Annotated in this window: 15 protein-coding genes; 7 read left to right on the forward strand and 8 right to left on the reverse strand. The window is 49.5% G+C overall.

What is annotated here, in order from left to right:
* The first annotated feature begins 106 nt into the window (after positions 1-106).
* The 3 genes from ACEN2G_RS01430 to ACEN2G_RS01440 all read left to right on the forward strand — a co-directional run bounded on the left by ACEN2G_RS01430 (position 107) and on the right by ACEN2G_RS01440 (position 4,714).
* Positions 107-1,738, forward strand: a complete 1,632-nt coding sequence (locus ACEN2G_RS01430) for a BCCT family transporter (RefSeq protein WP_442019683.1) — start codon at positions 107-109, stop codon at positions 1,736-1,738.
* A gap of 350 nt (positions 1,739-2,088) precedes the next feature.
* On the forward strand, positions 2,089-3,954 hold the full coding sequence (locus ACEN2G_RS01435) for a DUF294 nucleotidyltransferase-like domain-containing protein (protein ID WP_442019684.1): 1,866 nt from the start codon (positions 2,089-2,091) through the stop codon (positions 3,952-3,954).
* A gap of 7 nt (positions 3,955-3,961) precedes the next feature.
* Complete coding sequence (locus ACEN2G_RS01440) at positions 3,962-4,714, forward strand: 3'-5' exonuclease (protein WP_442019685.1); 753 nt, start codon at positions 3,962-3,964, stop codon at positions 4,712-4,714.
* A 40-nt stretch (positions 4,715-4,754) separates the two neighbouring features.
* On the opposite strand, the gene ACEN2G_RS01445 is transcribed toward ACEN2G_RS01440, so the two are convergent.
* The gene (locus ACEN2G_RS01445; RefSeq protein ID WP_442019686.1) at positions 4,755-5,405 is read right to left on the reverse strand and encodes a DUF2726 domain-containing protein; all 651 of its coding nucleotides are present in this window, start codon (positions 5,403-5,405) and stop codon (positions 4,755-4,757) included.
* 230 nt (positions 5,406-5,635) lie between these two features.
* Between ACEN2G_RS01445 and ACEN2G_RS01450 the strand changes: the two genes are divergently transcribed.
* Genes ACEN2G_RS01450 through rlmM form a run of 3 tightly spaced genes read left to right on the forward strand, consistent with a single transcriptional unit; the run spans position 5,636 to position 7,741 of the window.
* Complete coding sequence (locus ACEN2G_RS01450) at positions 5,636-6,277, forward strand: alpha/beta family hydrolase (RefSeq protein ID WP_442019687.1); 642 nt, start codon at positions 5,636-5,638, stop codon at positions 6,275-6,277.
* A complete protein-coding gene (locus tag ACEN2G_RS01455; protein ID WP_442019688.1) occupies positions 6,267-6,650 on the forward strand; it encodes a DUF423 domain-containing protein in 384 nt (127 codons plus the stop codon). Before ACEN2G_RS01450 ends, ACEN2G_RS01455 begins: the two co-directional genes overlap by 11 nt.
* A complete protein-coding gene (rlmM, locus tag ACEN2G_RS01460; protein WP_442019689.1) occupies positions 6,650-7,741 on the forward strand; it encodes a 23S rRNA (cytidine(2498)-2'-O)-methyltransferase RlmM in 1,092 nt (363 codons plus the stop codon). Before ACEN2G_RS01455 ends, rlmM begins: the two co-directional genes overlap by 1 nt.
* 194 nt (positions 7,742-7,935) lie before the next feature.
* Here rlmM and ACEN2G_RS01465 read toward each other — a convergent pair whose 3' ends face one another.
* The 7 genes from ACEN2G_RS01465 to queF all read right to left on the reverse strand — a co-directional run bounded on the left by ACEN2G_RS01465 (position 7,936) and on the right by queF (position 16,956).
* Complete coding sequence (locus tag ACEN2G_RS01465; RefSeq protein ID WP_442019690.1) at positions 7,936-8,562, reverse strand: hypothetical protein; 627 nt, start codon at positions 8,560-8,562, stop codon at positions 7,936-7,938.
* Between the two features lie 186 nt (positions 8,563-8,748).
* A complete protein-coding gene (locus tag ACEN2G_RS01470) occupies positions 8,749-9,771 on the reverse strand; it encodes an isocitrate dehydrogenase (RefSeq protein WP_442019691.1) in 1,023 nt (340 codons plus the stop codon).
* A 62-nt stretch (positions 9,772-9,833) separates the two neighbouring features.
* Positions 9,834-10,634: a flap endonuclease Xni gene (gene xni, locus ACEN2G_RS01475; protein ID WP_442019692.1), complete on the reverse strand. Its 801-nt coding sequence runs from the start codon at positions 10,632-10,634 to the stop codon at positions 9,834-9,836.
* 3 nt (positions 10,635-10,637) lie between these two features.
* A complete protein-coding gene (gene ppnN / locus ACEN2G_RS01480; RefSeq protein WP_442019693.1) occupies positions 10,638-11,990 on the reverse strand; it encodes a nucleotide 5'-monophosphate nucleosidase PpnN in 1,353 nt (450 codons plus the stop codon).
* A 27-nt stretch (positions 11,991-12,017) separates the two neighbouring features.
* Entirely contained in the window at positions 12,018-13,517 is a 1,500-nt protein-coding gene (locus tag ACEN2G_RS01485) for a diguanylate cyclase domain-containing protein (RefSeq protein ID WP_442019694.1), read from the reverse strand.
* Positions 13,518-13,545: 28 nt separating this feature from the next.
* Entirely contained in the window at positions 13,546-15,846 is a 2,301-nt protein-coding gene (locus tag ACEN2G_RS01490) for a tetratricopeptide repeat protein (RefSeq protein ID WP_442019695.1), read from the reverse strand.
* A gap of 258 nt (positions 15,847-16,104) precedes the next feature.
* Positions 16,105-16,956 (reverse strand): NADPH-dependent 7-cyano-7-deazaguanine reductase QueF, encoded by an 852-nt coding sequence (queF, locus tag ACEN2G_RS01495; protein ID WP_442019696.1) that lies wholly within the window; start codon positions 16,954-16,956, stop codon positions 16,105-16,107.
* 54 nt (positions 16,957-17,010) lie between these two features.
* On the opposite strand from queF, the gene ACEN2G_RS01500 reads away from it, so the two are divergent.
* A complete protein-coding gene (locus ACEN2G_RS01500; RefSeq protein ID WP_442019697.1) occupies positions 17,011-17,541 on the forward strand; it encodes a SecY-interacting protein Syd in 531 nt (176 codons plus the stop codon).
* The last annotated feature ends 187 nt before the right edge of the window (positions 17,542-17,728 follow it).

The raw sequence follows: 17,728 nt of genomic DNA on the forward strand, positions 1-17,728 counted from the left end.
GCAGTTACTAAATTTTTATGTGATTTTTTATGCTACATTAGAGCCAAATGTCGCTATTAAATGTGTAGCGACAACCAGAGTATTTTAAGCGCACAAGAGGTCTGACATGACAGATAAAGACAATAAAGATGTGATTGCACCGCAAGGTAAAGTGAATCCCATCGATACCGACTATCAGGTTGGACAAGATAATATAGCGCTACAGATAGGGCCGTTTGGGCTAGATATTCATAACCGAGTTTTTATGATCTCCGGTTTGGCGATTGTGGCTTTTGTGTTTCTTACCTTGGCTTTTCAGAACCAAGTTTCGCCTTTGTTTGTGGAGTTACGTGGCTGGCTAACGGCTAATCTAGATTGGTTCTTTTTAAGCGTGGGTAATATTTTTGTGTTGGTGTGCTTAGGGCTGATTGTTTCGCCCTTGGGCCGAGTACGCATTGGTGGCACTAAAGCGACGCCAGATTTTACCTATGTCGGTTGGTTTTCTATGTTGTTTGCCGCCGGTATGGGCATAGGCCTGATGTATTATGGGGTGTCTGAGCCGCTCTCTCATTTTGGTACCTCGTTTGCCGGCATTACAGTGGAAAACGGTGTGCGCACCGACTGGGCACCTTTAGGTGGCGCGGTAGGGGATATAGCAGCGTCCACCGACTTAGGCATGGCAGCCACTATTTTTCACTGGGGACTGCATCCGTGGGCTATTTATGCTGTGTTAGCACTGGGATTGGCGATATTTTCCTTTAACAAGGGATTGCCACTGACCATGCGTTCGGTGTTTTATCCGCTGCTGGGTGAGCGAGTGTGGGGCTGGCCTGGACATTTAATTGATACGCTGGCGGTTATTGCCACCATGTTTGGCCTAGCAACCTCACTGGGCTTTGGTGCGTCACAAGCCAGTGCGGGCTTGAATTACTTGTTCGATATTCCGTTGGGCACCACTACCGAAATTATATTGGTTATCTTGATCACCGGTATCGCGACTATTTCTGTGATGGCGGGGCTAGATGCCGGTGTCAAGCGCTTGTCTGAAATCAACATGGCGTTAGCGGCCTTATTGCTAATATTTGTGATCATTGTGGGCCCGACACTGCTGATATTGAGCGGCTTCTTCACTAATTTAGTGTCTTATTTTGAGCACCTACCGGCGCTTGCCATGCCCTTTGACCGCGAAGACGCCAACTTCACACAAGGGTGGACCGCCTTTTATTGGGCGTGGTGGATTTCTTGGTCCCCCTTTGTCGGCATGTTTATTGCGCGAGTATCCCGTGGCCGTACTGTGCGTGAATTCTTGGTGTCGGTACTGTTAGTGCCCTCTACTGCTTGTATCTTGTGGATGACGGCTTTTGGTAGCACAGCGATTAACCAGCTGGTGAATGAGGGTTATCAGGCGGCAGCGGATGCGGCTATGCCATTACAGTTATTTACTATGTTGGATGCCTTGCCATTGGCACAGATTACTTCCTTCATCGGTATTATTTTGGTGGTGGTGTTCTTTGTGACTTCATCTGATTCAGGCTCCTTGGTGATCGATACTATCGCCTCTGGCGGTAAGGTGAATTCACCTAAGCCACAGCGGGTATTCTGGTGTGGTTTTGAAGGCTTAGTGGCCATTGCACTTATGCTGGGGGGCGGCTTGGCTGCGCTACAAGCCATGGCGGTTTCAACCGGATTTCCGTTTGCCATAGTGTTAGTGGTGTCGTGTATTTCCTTGATTAAAGGGCTTATGTCAGAACCCAGATAAAGCGGACTGAATAAGAAAGGTAAAGGGTGAAGCGTAACGTGTGCAGGGTTAACCCTAACACCCTGCGCTTTGCCCTTTTTTGTCGAACTAGCGCCAGCGCTGTTTTTTGCCACGGAAAAAGTTCGGAACTCACGGACATAGTTCAGGTGCGACGAGCGACAAGTGATTTATAGGGTAAGGGCTCCCCTCGTTCAGGCTGGGGTGTTTGGCTCTTACCCATAAGATCACTTTCAGATTTGATCACTATTTTTCCGTGTTCTTCCGTGCGGTCCGTGGCAAAAATAGGGTTAGTGTCGTTCACTTCGCTCTTTCCCCTTCACTCTTTCTACCTTCAACAAGTGAGCAGTGCTATGCAGGCTGAACAGCTGGAAATATTAGGGTTTATTCGTCGTTTCCCACCTTTTAATTCTTTAGCAGATGAGGTGTTGGCGTCGATTGCTCAGCAGGTAGAGATTGCCTATTACCGAGCTGGCACAGTTATCTTAAATTACGGTGACTTAGTGCATGATTTGTACTTGATCCGCAGCGGTGCCGTGGAGATGCACAGGCGCAGTGGCGAGTTACATAATCGCTTGAGTGAGGGCAGTTTGTTCGGCCAAATGGGCCTGTTGATGAACAACAAGGTGCGCATGTCGGCCACAGCGCTCGAAGACACCTTGGTCTATTGCCTACCAGAAGCGGTGTTTAATGCGCTCTATGAAGGCCATGAGTCATTTGCCGATTATGTGGAAGTAGAAGACAAGGCCCGATTACGCCAAGCGGTCTCGCGCCAAGAGGGCGGTGATGAGCTATTAACCTCAACGGTGCGCGAGCTAATTTCGCGGGAACCCGTGACCATTGCCTTGTCGGCCACTGTGTTAGAGGCGGCGCAAAAAATGACTGCTGAGGGGGTGTCGTCTATTTTAGTGCTGTCGGACCCTGAGCAAAATGACAGCCTAGCGGGTATTTTAACGGATCGGGATTTACGGGCTCGAGTATTGGCTGTGGGTTTGTCTGCCGATACGGGGGTGGCCGAGGTGATGTCTGCAGATGTGCTGGCGCTAGAAAGTGGCCAGTTCGTGTTTGAGGCCATGCTGATGATGTTACGCTACAACCTGCATCATTTGCCGATTTTACATAAAGGTAAACCCCTGGGGGTGATTGCGCTGTCGGATGTGATGCGCCATGAGTCGCGCAATAATCTTTTTGTAGTACGCCATATTTTTAAGGCACAAAATACCGAGGAGCTGGCGGCCATCGCCGACGATGTTAAAGCCTGCTTCGTGCGTATGGTGAATGAAGATGCTAACTCTCAGATGATTGGCACCGCCATGGCGGGCATTGGTCGCAGCTTTAAGCAACGGCTGCTCGAGCTGGCCGAGCAAGAATTAGGGCCGCCACCTGTGCCTTATTGTTTCTTGGCACTGGGCTCTATGGCCCGTGACGAGCAGTTAATTGTGACCGATCAGGATAACGCTATTATTCTCGATAACCGTTATGACGCTGCCGCCCATGGCGCTTATTTTGCCGACTTGTCGAAGCGGGTGTGCGATGGCTTGGCGCTATGTGGTTATAGCTATTGCACCGGCGGCATTATGGCCACTAATGTGCAATGGCAAAAAACACGCAGCCAATGGGAGCAGTGTTTTAGCGATTGGATTGCCAACCCTAATCCTCAGTCGTTACTGAATAGCTCCATCTTTTTCGACCTCGATGGCGTCTATGGTGAAACCCAATGGGCCGATCAGCTTAATGCACTTATTTCACGCCAAGCACAGCGTAGCCCGCGATTTTTAGCCTGCATGGCGCGCAATGCTTTGGGCCGCACGCCGCCGCTGGGCTTTTTTAAAGAGTTTGTGATGGAGCAAGACGGCAAACACAATAACTCCATTAATCTGAAACGCCGTGGCACCGCTCCCTTGGCGGATCTTATTCGAGTGCATGCGCTAGCGGTGGGCTCTAAGGCACATAACTCATTCGATCGTTTAAATGATGTGATTGAGTCAAATATTTTACCCAAAGGCCGGGGGCCGGATTTACGCGATGCCATGGAATTTATTGCCACAGTGCGGATTCGCCATCAGGCGTTTGATCTAGAGGCGGGTAACGAGCCAGATAATAATATTGAGCCAGAAAACTTGTCAGACTTTGAACGGCGCAATCTGAAAGATGCCTTTCAAATTTTAAGTCATGCACAAAAGTTCATGAAGTTTCGTTATCAGCCCAATCGGAGCTAATCGCACCATGTTTTATCTGCGTCCCCAAGACATAGAGCGTCAAGACGAGCTGCCAGCATGGCCCGAGCTGTTTAACGAGCGCGCACGACAAGCGCGAGATTACCGGCTGGAGCGTTTTTATCGTGCCGGTACTATTAGCGCCAATACGCCACTGTCACAGGTACCCTTTGTGGCCATGGATTTTGAAACCACCGGCCTTAATTCGAAAAAAGATGCCATCGTGAGCATTGGTTTAGTACCCTTTGATGTGCAGCGAGTGCGCTGTAAAGACGCCAAACATTGGATTGTCAATCCGCATAAGCCGATGTCTGATGACGCGGTAGTGATCCACGGTATTACGCATTCCGAAGTGCAAACCGCACCGGATTTATTACTAGTACTGGATGAGTTATTGGCGGCATTAGCAGGCAGCGTGGTGGTGGTACATCATAAGGCGATAGAGCGCGGATTTTTAGCGGCGGCACTGCAGGCAAGATTAAACGAAGGTATTGTATTTCCGGTGGTCGATACCATGGAGCTAGAAGCTCGCCTGCACCGAAATAAGCCGCTAGGTCTGTTTGGGCTATTGAAACAGCTCGCACATTTTCGCCGGGCACAGCCTGCCTCTATACGCTTAGCCGACAGCCGAGACCGCTATCATCTGCCATTTTATCAGCCTCACCATGCGCTAACGGATGCCTTGGCCACCGCCGAGTTGCTGCAAGCGCAAATCGCCCATCATTATCAGCCAGACACGCAAATCAGTGAAATTTGGGGATAAATAAAAGATAAGCTAATGTTTATCGCTCCCCAAGCTCCGCTTAATCGTTAGCGGATAGTTTTATGACTGGCTCTTTGTCATCTTGTTCAAGCACACTGTTGTCGTCGATGACGCTGATCACCGGCTCTACGCGGCTAGACGCTGTCTTGTTGAGCACAGATGAATTGGCGGGAGCAGGGGCCTTGCAGGCCGTTAAAATATCTGCGCGCAAGGTGCTGACACTCGGCAAGGCTTTTGGTGATATTTCAACCATGGGCAAGCCTGCAGCTTGCAGCGCTTGCCACAATTGTTGCTGTTTGCGCAGCTCTTTTTTGCGCATGCTGTCGTCGCTTAACACAATGACAACGCGAATTTTCAAGTCTTGTGGAGAGCACAATATAAAATCCACGGTTTCACCGTATAACTGATGCAAGGCTTGCTCGCGTTGGGATTTTTGCAGCGACGGATTTAGCATCATAAACTCCGCTAAGCTGACGTTGGCGAACACGCGTAATTGGCTACCTACGGCCTCATCGATTAAGCGCAAGCCCTGGATGGCTTCTCGGCTAAATAAGAGTTTTTGTTGATAAAGGGGCTTAAGTGGTCCACGCCAGATGCGTTTTAATGCCGCTATGAGTATCAGAAATGAAACAGCGGCGACCACAATAACAATCAGCCAGTCGAGCATGGAAACGGGAGGGATCTTGATCATGGGAAGCCTGAATAAAAAAGAGGGATATAACGGCATTAGTGTAACAGAGACCGAGCGTAAAAATGAACTGCTAGCACTATGAGTACCGCCGTTAATTACGCGCTTTAGGGCGCGGATGCTGGCTTGTAGTGGCCTTGGCACTTATAATCGCGCCCAGTATTTGCGCCAAAGGGCGTAGGCTAAGACCAGAGGGCAGTTAACATCCTCAAGGCGAGCATAGGTTTGTGGTGATGAGTCAGGTATTAATTAATGGCGCTAATGACGCGCCAAATCGAGTGTTGTTCGCTCATGGCGCCGGTGCAGGCATGGATAATGCGGTGATGGCAAGCCTTGCGGTCGGGTTAGCCGACGCGCATATTCAGGTGATCCGCTTTGAATTTCCCTTTATGCAAAAGACGCGAGCTGATGGTCGACGTCGCCCTCCCGATCGCGCGCCGGCGTTAATCGCCTGTTGGCAAGAAATGATGCATGAGTTTGCCCATCCGCGCTTATTTTTAGCCGGTAAATCTCTGGGTGGACGCATGGCCTCCTTAGTCGTTAACGAGCGAGAGAATGAGCTGGAAACTGATGCCTTGAGTCCTGCGGGACTGATCATGCTGGGCTTTCCGTTTACGCCGCCGAATAAGCCGCAGCAATATAGGGGCGAACACTTAGCAACCTTAACCACGCCTAGTTTGCTGGTACAAGGAGAGCGAGATGCGTTTGGTAATAAAGAAACGGTATTAGGTTATGCGCTGTCACCCAAGATACAAACGATGTGGGTGACAGATGGCGATCACAGCTTTAGTCCACGCAAGGCGTCCGGCACCTCGCTGGATAATAATATTGCCGCCATAGTGGCCACCATAAGGAGTTTTATTCTTGCTCACTAAATTTGGCTTTTATGCGTCCGCCTTTTTCGGTCTCACCGCCACCGTTTTGGGCGCGTACGGTGCTCATGGTTTGGCGGCCACAGGTGTGGCGCCGACCTTAGTCGCGTCTTTTAATACCGGTGTGCAGTATCAATTTTTTCATGCCTTGGCACTGCTATTTTTAGTGCTGGCACTGCGGGTGAACCCCGTAAAAGCTCTGCAATGGGCGGTAATTTTCTTTACACTGGGCACGCTGTTATTTAGCGGCAGTATTTATGCTTTGGTGCTGTTGGGCACCAAGGGGATAGGTTTTATGACACCACTGGGTGGTGTTTGTTTTATGGCGGGATGGTTGAGCCTGTTGCTGGCCGGTCGCACTTGGTTGAGGTCTTGATGAAACAGTTATTAATATATTGTCGCCCTGGGTTTGAGAAAGAGGCGGCAGCGGAAATTCAGGACAAGGCAGGCGAGTTTGGCTGCCCCGGCTTTGCCCGTACCAAGGACGACAGTGGCTTTGTAATTTACGAATGCTTTGGCGAGGACGATGCGGACTTAATGGCACGTAAGCTGTCGTATCGTGAGCTGATTTTTGCCCGTCAAATGCTGGTGGTGCATGCCGAAGTCAAAGACTTGCCGTTGGACGATCGCATCTCGCCGTTGCTGGACGCGGCCGAAGGCATGGAGCTGTGCGGTGATATTCGCGTCGAAACCCCAGATACGAATGACGGTAAAGAGCTGTCTAAATTTTGCCGTAAATTTACCGTGCCGATGCGCCAAGCCCTACGCGGAAAAGGCTTGTTGACCCGTAACGAGATGACCAATAGACCGGTATTGCACCTGTTTTTTCTGGCCAATAACCATGCGCTGTTAGGCTATTCCTATTCGTTTAATAACTCGCCGTTTCACATGGGCATACCGCGCTTACGCTTTGCCTCGGACTCACCGAGTCGCTCCAGCTTAAAATTGGAAGAAGCCTTTCATGTGTTTATTCCGCGCCATGAGTGGGAGCTGCGCTTAACCTCTGGCATGCGCGCCGTGGACTTGTGTGCCGCTCCTGGCGGTTGGACCCATCAGTTAGTCTCTAGAGATATGATGGTGACCGCCATCGACAATAATCCCATGGATGCCAAACTGATGGATACGGGGCAGGTGAAGCATTATAAAGATGATGCGTTTAGCTGGCGCCCGGCGCGCCAAAATACCTATTGGTTGGTATCGGATATGGTGGAAAAGCCAGCGCGGGTGGTGTCCATCATGGCTGAGTGGTTGCTGGAAGAAAACTGCCAAGAGGCGATTTTTAACCTTAAATTGCCGATGAAAAAACGCTATGCCGAAGCCATACATAACCTGCAGCAGCTGCGAGCTAAGTTAGAAGCGCTAGGTGGCTTTCATATTCAAGCCAAGCAGCTATATCATGACCGTGAAGAAATTACCGTGCACGTGTATCGTCCCTATAAAGTGGCGAAATTAGTGCCAAAAGAATAGAAGATGTGCAGGGTGAGGCGTCAAGGGTGAAGTGTAAAATCCAGTTCTAACAGCCCAAAGCCAAGCTAAACTAAACATAAAAGCACCGAGTCGGTAATAGGCTCGGTGTTTTTTTATGGGGCTTATAGTTAGTTTGTGGTTATATTTTCCTCACGCCTCACGCCTCACGCCTCACGCCTCACGCCTCAAGCACCTCAATACCGATAGGTCAAATCCAACCGTGACTCGTCATCGGTGATTTTAACGTCTATCTCGAGTTGATTGCTGATGGCTGTGGGCCGAAAATTGAGTTTAATGCCATCACCGCGAAACTTCAGCTCGGTTTGCAGGCCGGGACGGTCGAACTTTAAGCGAGGGCTTAAGTTCTTGAGTGACAGTCCTAATGAGCTTTGGGGTGACAGCTGAAAGTTGGAGTAGGCACTGAGTCTGGGATTGCCGCTATTAGCGGGGCCGCTAGGAGTCAGTTCGATATGTATTTGATAACGGCTGGGCAGTAACGCAAATAAATCTGAGCGGTTTAATAACATTTGCTGGGGTGTGAATGATAGCGTATTCAGCCCAGTTAAACTGACGGGCGAGGCGAGAAACGATGCTGGGGCGGGCACTGATTCGGGTGTTGCTAGTTGGGTTACTGGCTTACTGGCCGGGAGTGGCGCTGGATTGGCATTAGCAGGGCCACTTAATCGCGATTGAAGCGCAAACTTGGTGAGGGGCGGCGCTTTGGTACGCGGAGCCTGTTCGTTATAGGCGAGGCAAGGCACCATGAACAACAGAAATAGTAGACAAAAAACGAGCGGCTGCGGTGCGAGTCGACTATCCATAGTCCTACCTCTCTTATGCAATTAACTCTTATGCAATTAACAATCTCCTACTCGTAACTAAGCATAGCCGTCGGGGGTTGCTATACGCGGATATTTATGAAATTTTTTTTAAGCAATAAAAAAAGGGCCGTTTGGCCCTTTTAATACATGATGGCGATGTTAACTTGGTGCGACACTTAGCGCCAATTACAAATTGCTAATAATAGCGTCGGTAAATTCGGTGGTGCTGGCGGAGCCGCCTAAATCACGAGTCAGGGTGTGGCCCTGTTTAATGGTGTTGCGCATGGCGTTGCGAATACGTTCGGCCTTCTCTTGCATGCTGTTATCTTGACCACTGAGGTGCTCTAGCATTTGAATGGACGCTAAAATTACCGAGCAAGGATTGGCAATATTTTGGCCTGCGATATCGGGCGCCGAGCCGTGTACCGCTTCAAAAATGGCCACATCTTTACCAATATTGGCGCCCGGTGCCATGCCTAAACCGCCCACTAAGCCGGCGCACAGATCTGAGATAATATCGCCAAATAAGTTGGTGGTCACTATTACATCGAAGCGCTCAGGGTACATGACCAAGTTCATGCATACCGCATCCACTATCATCTCGTTGGTTTCTATTTGCGGGTAGCGCTGTGCTACTTCGCGCGCCACGTCTAAAAATAAGCCGGAGGTGGATTTTAAGATGTTGGCCTTGTGTACTATGGTGACTTTTTTTCGACCTTCTTTAACCGCCAGTTGATAGGCAAATTCGCTAATGTGCTCGGCGCCGGCGCGGGTAATGACGCTAGTGGCTTCGCCACTGTTGTTATCACTGGCGCGGGTTTGGCCTATGCCCGAATACATGCCCTCGGTATTTTCGCGAATGGTAATAATGTCGATATTTTCATAACGGCTATGGGTGCCCTCAAACGACACTACGGGGCGTAAGTTGGCGTAAAGATTAAAGTATTTGCGCAGTGCTACATTGACCGAGCTAAAGCCGCCGCCAATGGGGGTGGTGAGCGGGCCTTTGAGGGCGATTTTGTTGTGGGCTATTGAGTCTAAAGTACCTTGAGGCAGCAGCTCGCCGTGTTTTTCTAGCGCCACCAAACCGGCGTCGGCGTAGTCATAACTAAAATTACAGCCTGCTGCGTCTAAAATACGGATGGCGGCCGCCACTATGCTGGGGCCAATACCGTCACCTGGGATCACGGTAATACTGCGTTGCGTCATGGGTTGGGTTCCGTCTGTGGAGAGTAACAATAAGCCGTTATAGCAGCTTAGCAAGGCACCAGCTATCCGCCCTTAGTCGAACTGTGATAGCGCAGTTGGCTAAGATTAAAACCCAGCTCGATATCATCAACTAGCTTGACTAATTGCCGAGCCAGCAGCGCTTGCTCTCTATGGGTGAGCACGGCGTTATCTTCTTTGGATAGCTCGTCGTCTGGCATATTTTGCGCCTCAGTCAGCAAGTTGTCTAGGTTATGCCAACGCGCAAGTAAGGCATGAGCGCGTTTTGGGCCTATGCCCGGCACACCTTTGATGCTGCTACCCGAGACGCCGGTGAGCGCCCAATAATCCACCAGTTGATGGATGCCTAACTGAAATTTTTGCTCGGCACCCGCTTGGGTAACGGCGGCTTGCTTGAAGTGATCCCACAGCTGAATATGCGGGTTAAGCAGTTGGCAGAAACCTTGATCGGTAGAGACGATGACACTGGATTTACCGTGGCGGCTGAGGGTGCGCGCCAAGGTGGCAATTAAGTCGTCCGCTTCATCTGTGTCGGAGAGCAGCGCATCTATGCCGATACCCCATAAGTCTTGTTGCAATTGGCCTAAGTAATCGGCCAAGGGCGCGGGCATGGGTTTGCGATTCGCTTTGTAAGCGGGATATAAATGATGGCGAAAACCCTGAGGCGCGCCATCAAATACCGCTACCACGTGACTGGGCTGAAATTGGCGCAGCAAGCGGGTAGCTGCATGAATGAGAGCCGCACTGGTGGCGGCCAGTGCGGCTTTACTGTCTTGATGTTGCAGCTCTTGTACCGCATAGAGGCGGCGGATCAAATTGAGCGCGTCAAGGATCAGCAGTTGCATATATTAACGGTTAATACGATAGCAAGGCACATAGGTGGTGCCTGGCAGTTTCATGCGTTCTTGTTCGACAAATTGCTGTAGTAGTTTATCCATCATCTGCATCATTTCAGGCTCACCATTGAGCAAGAAAGGGCCGAATTCTTCAATGGCTTTAATACCGCCTTCTTTCACGTTACCCGCCACTATGCCCGAGAAAGCTCGGCGCAGGTTAGCCGCCAGCTGTTGCGGCGGTTGATCGCGATTAAGATTTAGGCTGGCCATGTTTGCATGATCGGGTACAAACGGCTGTTGAAACTCAGGCTCTATGTGCAGCGACCAGTTAAAGGAGTAGGCATCCCCCACGGACTTGCGATAATCGCGTACTAACGGCATGGCATTTTTGACGCGGCGCGCCACTTCTGCCGGATTGTCGATGATGATTTGATACAGCGATTGGGCGTCTTTGCCCAAGGTGCTGCCAATAAATTCATCCATGCTACGAAAATAGTCGGCGCTTGCTTTGGGGCCGGTAAAAATAATCGGCATCGGCTGATTGCGGTTTTCAGGGTGCAACATTATGCCCAAAATGTATAAAATTTCTTCGGCGGTACCCACGCCACCCGGAAACACGATAATGCCGTGACCCACGCGTACGAAGGCTTCTAAACGTTTCTCGATATCGGGCAGGATCACCAGCTCGTTGACGATGGGATTTGGCGGCTCGGCGGCAATAATAGAGGGTTCAGTCAGGCCGATATAACGGCTACCAGACACTCTTTGTTTGGCATGCCCCACAGCTGCACCTTTCATCGGACCTTCCATGGCGCCGGGGCCACAGCCAGTACAGATGTTCATATCACGCAGCCCTAGCTCATTGCCCACTTCGCGGGTGTACTGATATTCCAAGGCTGAAATGGAGTGTCCGCCCCAGCACACGGCCAAGTTTGGTTCTTGGCCTGTGTGTACTGTGCCGGCATTGCGCAAAATTGAAAAGACTAAGTCTGTTAACTGTGCTGAGCTGAGGTTGCACTCTTCTGCAAATTGCAGTTTGCTGTTTACATAAATAATATCGCGCAGCACAGAGAACAAATGATCTTGAATGCCGCGAATAATCTCGCCATCCACGAAGGCGTGTATCGGCGGATTAAATAGCTCTAATTTTACGCCGCGCTCACGGCGGATCACGTTAATGTCAAAATCTTTATGACGGTCTAAAATTTCTTTCGAATTGTCGGTTTGGCTACCTGAATTAAGCACGGCCAAGGCGCAATTACGAAATAGCTGGTACAGGTTGCCGTGTGCTGATTTTTTTAGGTTGTCCACTTCAATTTGTGACAGCAAGTTCATGCTGCCCACTGGATTTATATGGGTGATCATTATCACTCCTTGAATATTGTTATGTGGTCAGTCGATGACTAGCTGATCACGGCCCGCGTGCTTAGCGCGATATAAGGCTTGATCGGCGCGCTCCAAGGCAGAATGTATAGTATCGCCCGCTTTAAATAGCGTCGCGCCTAAGGAAATTGTGATAGTCACCGGTTGGTCTTTAAAGCGAAAAGGAATCTTTTTCACTTGCTCACGCAGTTTTTGTAACGGTGTTTCTAGGTTATCTTGGCTGACATTATTGAGCAGTACCGTGAATTCCTCACCGCCAAAACGCGCGACAAAATCGCTTTCGCGCAATGATCTTTGTAAGGTTCTGGCAATCAGACGCAGCGCTTTATCGCCGGCGAGATGGCCATATTTATCATTAATTTCCTTGAAATAATCGATATCGAGCAAGGCAATACATAAGGGTTTATCATCACGTAACCATTGTCGATATTCTACTTCGAGCCGTTGATCCATGCCGGCTCGGTTATGAATTTGCGTTAAGCTGTCGACAAACAGCTTATCATTTTGCTTGCTGAGTTGTTGCTGGAAATGATCGGCTTCTTGTTTCAGAAAGCCAATCTGTTGTTCCATTTCTGTCATGCGGGTTAGTAAGGCTTGCTCGCGCGCTTGTAAACGCTCATTTTGCACTAAGATATGGTTAATGCTGCGCATGCGCACTTCAATATCGGCTTTGAGTTGGGCATTTTCTTGGCAAATTAAATGCTCGCTAATGGCTCTCAGCTCACCGGCAACATGCTGGTTATGATGACTGCGTGCGTCACACAATGATTGTTCTTCGCTGAGGGTGATAGCTGCGTATTGATGCACCTCTTCGAGATCTGTGTACAGCTTAGTTAAATATTGCTTGGCGTTGCTGCGCTCAAAGCGCACGCCTTCAATGGTGAGATCAATTAAGCGTAAGCACACCTCAGGTAATTCGGCGGGCGCTACGGGATTGAGCAATTGTCGACGGATCTTGGCCAGTTCGATGGCGACTGGACCAGAAAAATGTAGCTCTTCCACCAACTGCTGTAAACGCGAGCATAATTGATGCTGAAGGGCTTCATTTTGGCGCTCACGATCTAGCACGTCTTCGAGCGCTTGCTGGTAATAATCGAGTAGTTGCCACAGTTGTACTTGATGACTAGCATCACCGATACGCAATTGCGCCAGCAGTTCGTCGCCCTCAATGGGACTGGCGCCCGATTGCTGCAATAGAGTAGCGGCTGCGCTTAACTTCTGGCTGCCCAACTGCTGCAAGCGGGCGAGTTTAGTGTACCCGTTTTGTAAGCGCAGCAATTGCAGCTCAAGCTCGGCGGCCAGCACCTCAGCATTGAGCTGCGTACTCGACGCCTGAGGTTTGGTACCTGTCAATAATTTTTGCCACTGGCTAAATAATCGGGAGTTAGTGTCGTCGGGCTGTATGGCTAAACGTGACGCTGGGTGTTTTAAATCAGCGATGAGGTGTTCTAGCCGAGTGATCACCGCTGTTAGCTCTTGCAACATCAATTTATCGTTAAGATTATTCATGTGATACCTGCGAAGCCGCCCTTATCAATTAAATCGTCTTGGCTCGCTCAGGAGCTAAGGCTTGCCAATCAATATAATGTTTTTGATGGGAACAGTTTACTTTTACTAAGCCTTTGAGAATACCTTGAATGCAACAATGACGTATATCACCATTAAAAAAAGCCGCTTGCTGGCAATCCAGAGCCAATAATTCTACCCAAGCTCGCTCACCGGTTTCTTTACTCAGTTGGTGTGCGGCGGCCATGGCCAGATATAAAATATCACCCATGCGCATATCATCCAGTGCATGAGGGGCTTTTGGCAAGAACGGATGACCAATAATGCCAATCGCTAAACGCTTATCTAAGTTATAAACAGAGGGAAATTCCTCAAACATGCGCTCTAAATTGGTTAACGTTTCCTGCAATGAGCTTACTTGGCGTTGTGCAATAACATACATAAATTGCCCTTCGCGCAAGTCATACAGACGCGCCTCAGGATGGATACGTCCTTGCAGATAAGTGCCTAGCTGTTGTTGCAGCGCTCTGGCGGCCACTAACCCTAAGCGTTCACTCAAATCGACCATAAAGGGGACATGCAACAGCAGGTAGTAAATTTTATCATCAAATGGCTGAGCTTGAGCTTCATTTAAGTACCATTGCTCTGAGCTAAGCTGGCTCTTGGCCACTTCTTTGGGCAAGCGCAGCATGAGCTGGCGCCAATTAGGTAGGCCGGTACGCGATTCCACTAACAAAGAATGCGTTAAGACGGTATTTTGCTCATGCAAGCGCCGTCGAGACACCAGATTACGCCACACGGCATATAACAGTAACGCCGCACTCACGCTGAGTGCGATGACCAAGGATGAGAACAACTGTTTATCTTGCTGTAATTGCTTGCCTTGCAGGCGTAGGCTCGCCAACTCACGCTCTTGCTGCAACTGCTGGTCATTATCTTGCACTAAGCTTTGGGTCAATAAACGATTAAGCTGGCTGGCTTGGGCGAAATGGTCGTGATAGGCCTGATAATGAATTAAGGCTTGGCTGGGGTTATGATTGTGTTCAAATAACAGTGCCAATAAACGATGGCTCTCGATTAAACGCGGTACATTCTTGATGCGCTCGGCAAGTGTGAGTGCCTGCTCTAGCTGTAATAAGGCCAAGCCGTTTTCGTGCTGGCTCATATACAACTGGCCTAGTTGATGCAGTGTATCTATTAGTAGTAGTGGTTTTTGTTGCTGCGCTACCATCTTGTGCGCGCCAGCTGGCTTAATATCGTGATTACGCTCAAAGCTAGCGCGGGCTTGGTTCAAATAGGGGAGCGCTTCGCTTGGTTTATCTAACAGCCGATAGCTGTGGCCAATTTCTAAATACAATTGCGCTATTTGATTGTTGTCGACCAAGATTTTAGCCAAATCCAGCGCATTAAAAAAATAGACTAACGCCAAGCTGGCGTCTTGACTGCTGGTGCGCGTCACTCGACCTAAGTTAAGTAAGGAGCTAATTAATAAATTGGGATTGCCTAACGATTCAAACTCACTGGTTGCGAGATTGGCAAAATGAATGGCTTGTTCACTTTTGCCTAAGCTGGCATTAATCGCTGCGGCTTTTTCTGCGGCCTGCGCTTTTAAGTAATACTGGCGACGTTTGCCAAGCAGGCTGAGGGTTTCTACGTAGTGAGCTAGTGCTAATTCGTCTTGTTGTATGAGCTGATAATAATTAGCCAATAAGTAATTGGCCCACGCCTGCTGGGTATGCTGATTATCTTCTTGAGCTTGCAAGCGAACATGCTCAAACGCTAAGCGGGCCTCTTCCATTTTGTGTTGATAGAAGAGGGTGCTGGCTTGCAGCAGCGGCAGTGCTTGCTGTAAAGCGTCGGCACTCTCGGCATTAAGTAGGGTTTGGGCATGATTTAGCAGCTTGTTCGCTTGTGCGGCATCTTGTCTGGCCAGTGATAATTTAGCCTTGATCATTAAGCCCGCCGCGTGGCTGTCGGTTTGGCGATAGCGCTTAGCCAGCTTAATCGCCTGATTAATGCTGGCATCGGCTGGCAACAATAAGCCTTCGTTGGCTTGGCACAAGGCTTGAATTTGCCACGCTACTAGGCTTTGTTCTCGTGAGCGATAGTGCTGGCTCATGGCTTCTTGGTCAAAATCTTGTCGAGAGTTGACCAACTTTGCGGGATCAATTTCTTTACGCTGCAAAAATAATTGAGTGATGGCGACGCATTCGGCCGGACGGCTAAGCATTAGTTGCTGAGCCTGTTGCAGCTGCACAGGCTCAATTTGGTGATGCTGCAGTACGGGAGCACCAGCCAGATGGGAAACCAAAACGGCAACAGACAAGATCACAATAACAAACACCGATATGCATGCAAATAGCTATCCAGCTTACCATAAGTGCGAGCCGAGTGAAGACTCGCTTGTGCAGCCCTAAGCGTAAGCAGTCACTTATATATCAGCCGTCATAGGCCTGAGGTGTACGTCACACGTAAACTTCTGCGCTGTCTCTTGCCTGTGCTAATGTCGGGCCGTCTGTTAGGCAAAGAACACCTAGACTCCGTTTTATTTTTTAACAGACGGCTTAAGCTGACCGCTCCCCACTGGGCATTACTGGCGCTGCAAGCGCACGTTGGCGGCTTTGCCGGCTACGTTACTGCGATAGGGATTAATATCGAGTCCGCCACGGCGGGTGTAACGGGCATAGACAGTTAATTCTTTTGGCTTGGCGTGTTGCTGTAAGTCCATAAAAATGCGCTCGACGCATTGCTCATGAAATTCATTGTGTTGACGAAATGAGATCAGGTAGCGCAACAAGGCTTCGCGATTAATACGCGGGCCTTGGTAGCGGATCATAATACTGCCCCAATCGGGCTGACCGGTAACTAAGCAGTTTGATTTAAGCAGGTGTGAGTGCAGTGTTTCGTTGACCCATTCGTCATCCGTTATATTGTCTAATAGCGCCAAATCCGGCTGATACTGCTGCACCTCTATGTCCAGATGGTCGATACAATCGCCGGGCAAGATACCAAATTGGTTAGAGGCATTTTTTAGCTCATAGAGTTTTACTTTGACGACGGTTTGCGCACACAGGCTCAAGTCTCTCGTCATCACCTCTTCCACATCCTCTAAATGCTCGAAGTGGCTTTGATTTAAACTATTCAGATACAGCTTGAAGGATTTTGATTCAATAAGGTTGACGCTATTAATGGGCACGCGCACCTCGCCCATGGCTACCACAGGCTTACCTTTGCTATTCAGCCAAGACAGTTCATACAGGTTCCACACATCTTCACCGGCAAAGGGTAGGTTATCTGGAGTTAAGCCCAAATCATCGCGGTTTAAGCTGCGGGGCACGCCTTGTAACTGGCTGGCATCGTATTCACAGACGTAGCTGCTTTGTTTACCTAAGGCTAAGGCATCGAGTGCCAAGCTTGCCTGATATTTTTGCTCGGGTGTCATTTCAAAGTCCAATTGGTAGAATAAGATGCTCTGACCTTATTGTGAGTCTTTAGTATGCAAGATCAAGTGGTGAACGCGCTTTGCGAATTATTTGTCCGCCAGCGTCGGGTCGGCGGTATTCCCTTGGTGGCGCACGATGCGGATTTTCCTTCCCCTGCTGAGCTTTTGCCCGCCGTGGCGGGTCAGGTAGGTTGGCAGGCTTGGCTAAAGCCTGAGCCTAGCGCATTTTCCAATGTAGGCGAGGCGCTGGAAATAGCGGTGCACCCTGATGTGAGTGAATTTTTTGGCCACTATTACGCGGGCAATATCGAGGGCTGTTTTAAAGGCTTATTTTTTACCTTGTTACAGCCTTGGAATGAAGCGGATTTTGAACGGCTACAACAACATCAAATTGCCCATCAGTTGATGATGAGAAAGCTGAAATTGCCGGCCAGCTGGTTTTTAGCCAGCTGTGCTGATGAGCAAAAGTTGGTGACGCTTAATAATGCCAGCGGCGAAGTGCAATTAGAGCGCTTAGGTAAGGGCTGTATTGGTGTGTTGGCCCCAAATTTGGCGACGTTTTTACGCCAAGTAGAGCCTTGTTGATTAGCGCGTGAGGAATAAGGGGGAAGAGTGAAGGGGGCAAGCCAACAGCAGCGCCGATATCGGCATGCCGCAAGAATGTAGATGCGGCGACCGCCGAAATCCGCCTCAGTGCATTGCGAGCGAAGCAATCCATTCCATTCCATTTTTAGTCTTCTTGGCGCTGGGCGCTATGTTTTTCATTCAGCAT

The sequence above is a fragment of the Oceanisphaera sp. W20_SRM_FM3 genome (assembly GCF_052119705.1).
Taxonomy (GTDB): domain Bacteria; phylum Pseudomonadota; class Gammaproteobacteria; order Enterobacterales; family Aeromonadaceae; genus Oceanimonas.

Coding starts and splice junctions, on each gene's coding strand:
- ACEN2G_RS01430 (WP_442019683.1), top strand. CDS start 107: ATGACAGATAAAGACAATAAAGATGTGATTGCACCGCAAGGTAAAGTG.
- ACEN2G_RS01435 (WP_442019684.1), top strand. CDS start 2,089: ATGCAGGCTGAACAGCTGGAAATATTAGGGTTTATTCGTCGTTTCCCA.
- ACEN2G_RS01440 (WP_442019685.1), top strand. CDS start 3,962: ATGTTTTATCTGCGTCCCCAAGACATAGAGCGTCAAGACGAGCTGCCA.
- ACEN2G_RS01445 (WP_442019686.1), bottom strand. CDS start 5,405: ATGATCAAGATCCCTCCCGTTTCCATGCTCGACTGGCTGATTGTTATT.
- ACEN2G_RS01450 (WP_442019687.1), top strand. CDS start 5,636: ATGAGTCAGGTATTAATTAATGGCGCTAATGACGCGCCAAATCGAGTG.
- rlmM (WP_442019689.1), top strand. CDS start 6,650: ATGAAACAGTTATTAATATATTGTCGCCCTGGGTTTGAGAAAGAGGCG.
- ACEN2G_RS01465 (WP_442019690.1), bottom strand. CDS start 8,562: ATGGATAGTCGACTCGCACCGCAGCCGCTCGTTTTTTGTCTACTATTT.
- ACEN2G_RS01470 (WP_442019691.1), bottom strand. CDS start 9,771: ATGACGCAACGCAGTATTACCGTGATCCCAGGTGACGGTATTGGCCCC.
- xni (WP_442019692.1), bottom strand. CDS start 10,634: ATGCAACTGCTGATCCTTGACGCGCTCAATTTGATCCGCCGCCTCTAT.
- ppnN (WP_442019693.1), bottom strand. CDS start 11,990: ATGATCACCCATATAAATCCAGTGGGCAGCATGAACTTGCTGTCACAA.
- ACEN2G_RS01485 (WP_442019694.1), bottom strand. CDS start 13,517: ATGAATAATCTTAACGATAAATTGATGTTGCAAGAGCTAACAGCGGTG.
- queF (WP_442019696.1), bottom strand. CDS start 16,956: ATGACACCCGAGCAAAAATATCAGGCAAGCTTGGCACTCGATGCCTTA.
- ACEN2G_RS01500 (WP_442019697.1), top strand. CDS start 17,011: ATGCAAGATCAAGTGGTGAACGCGCTTTGCGAATTATTTGTCCGCCAG.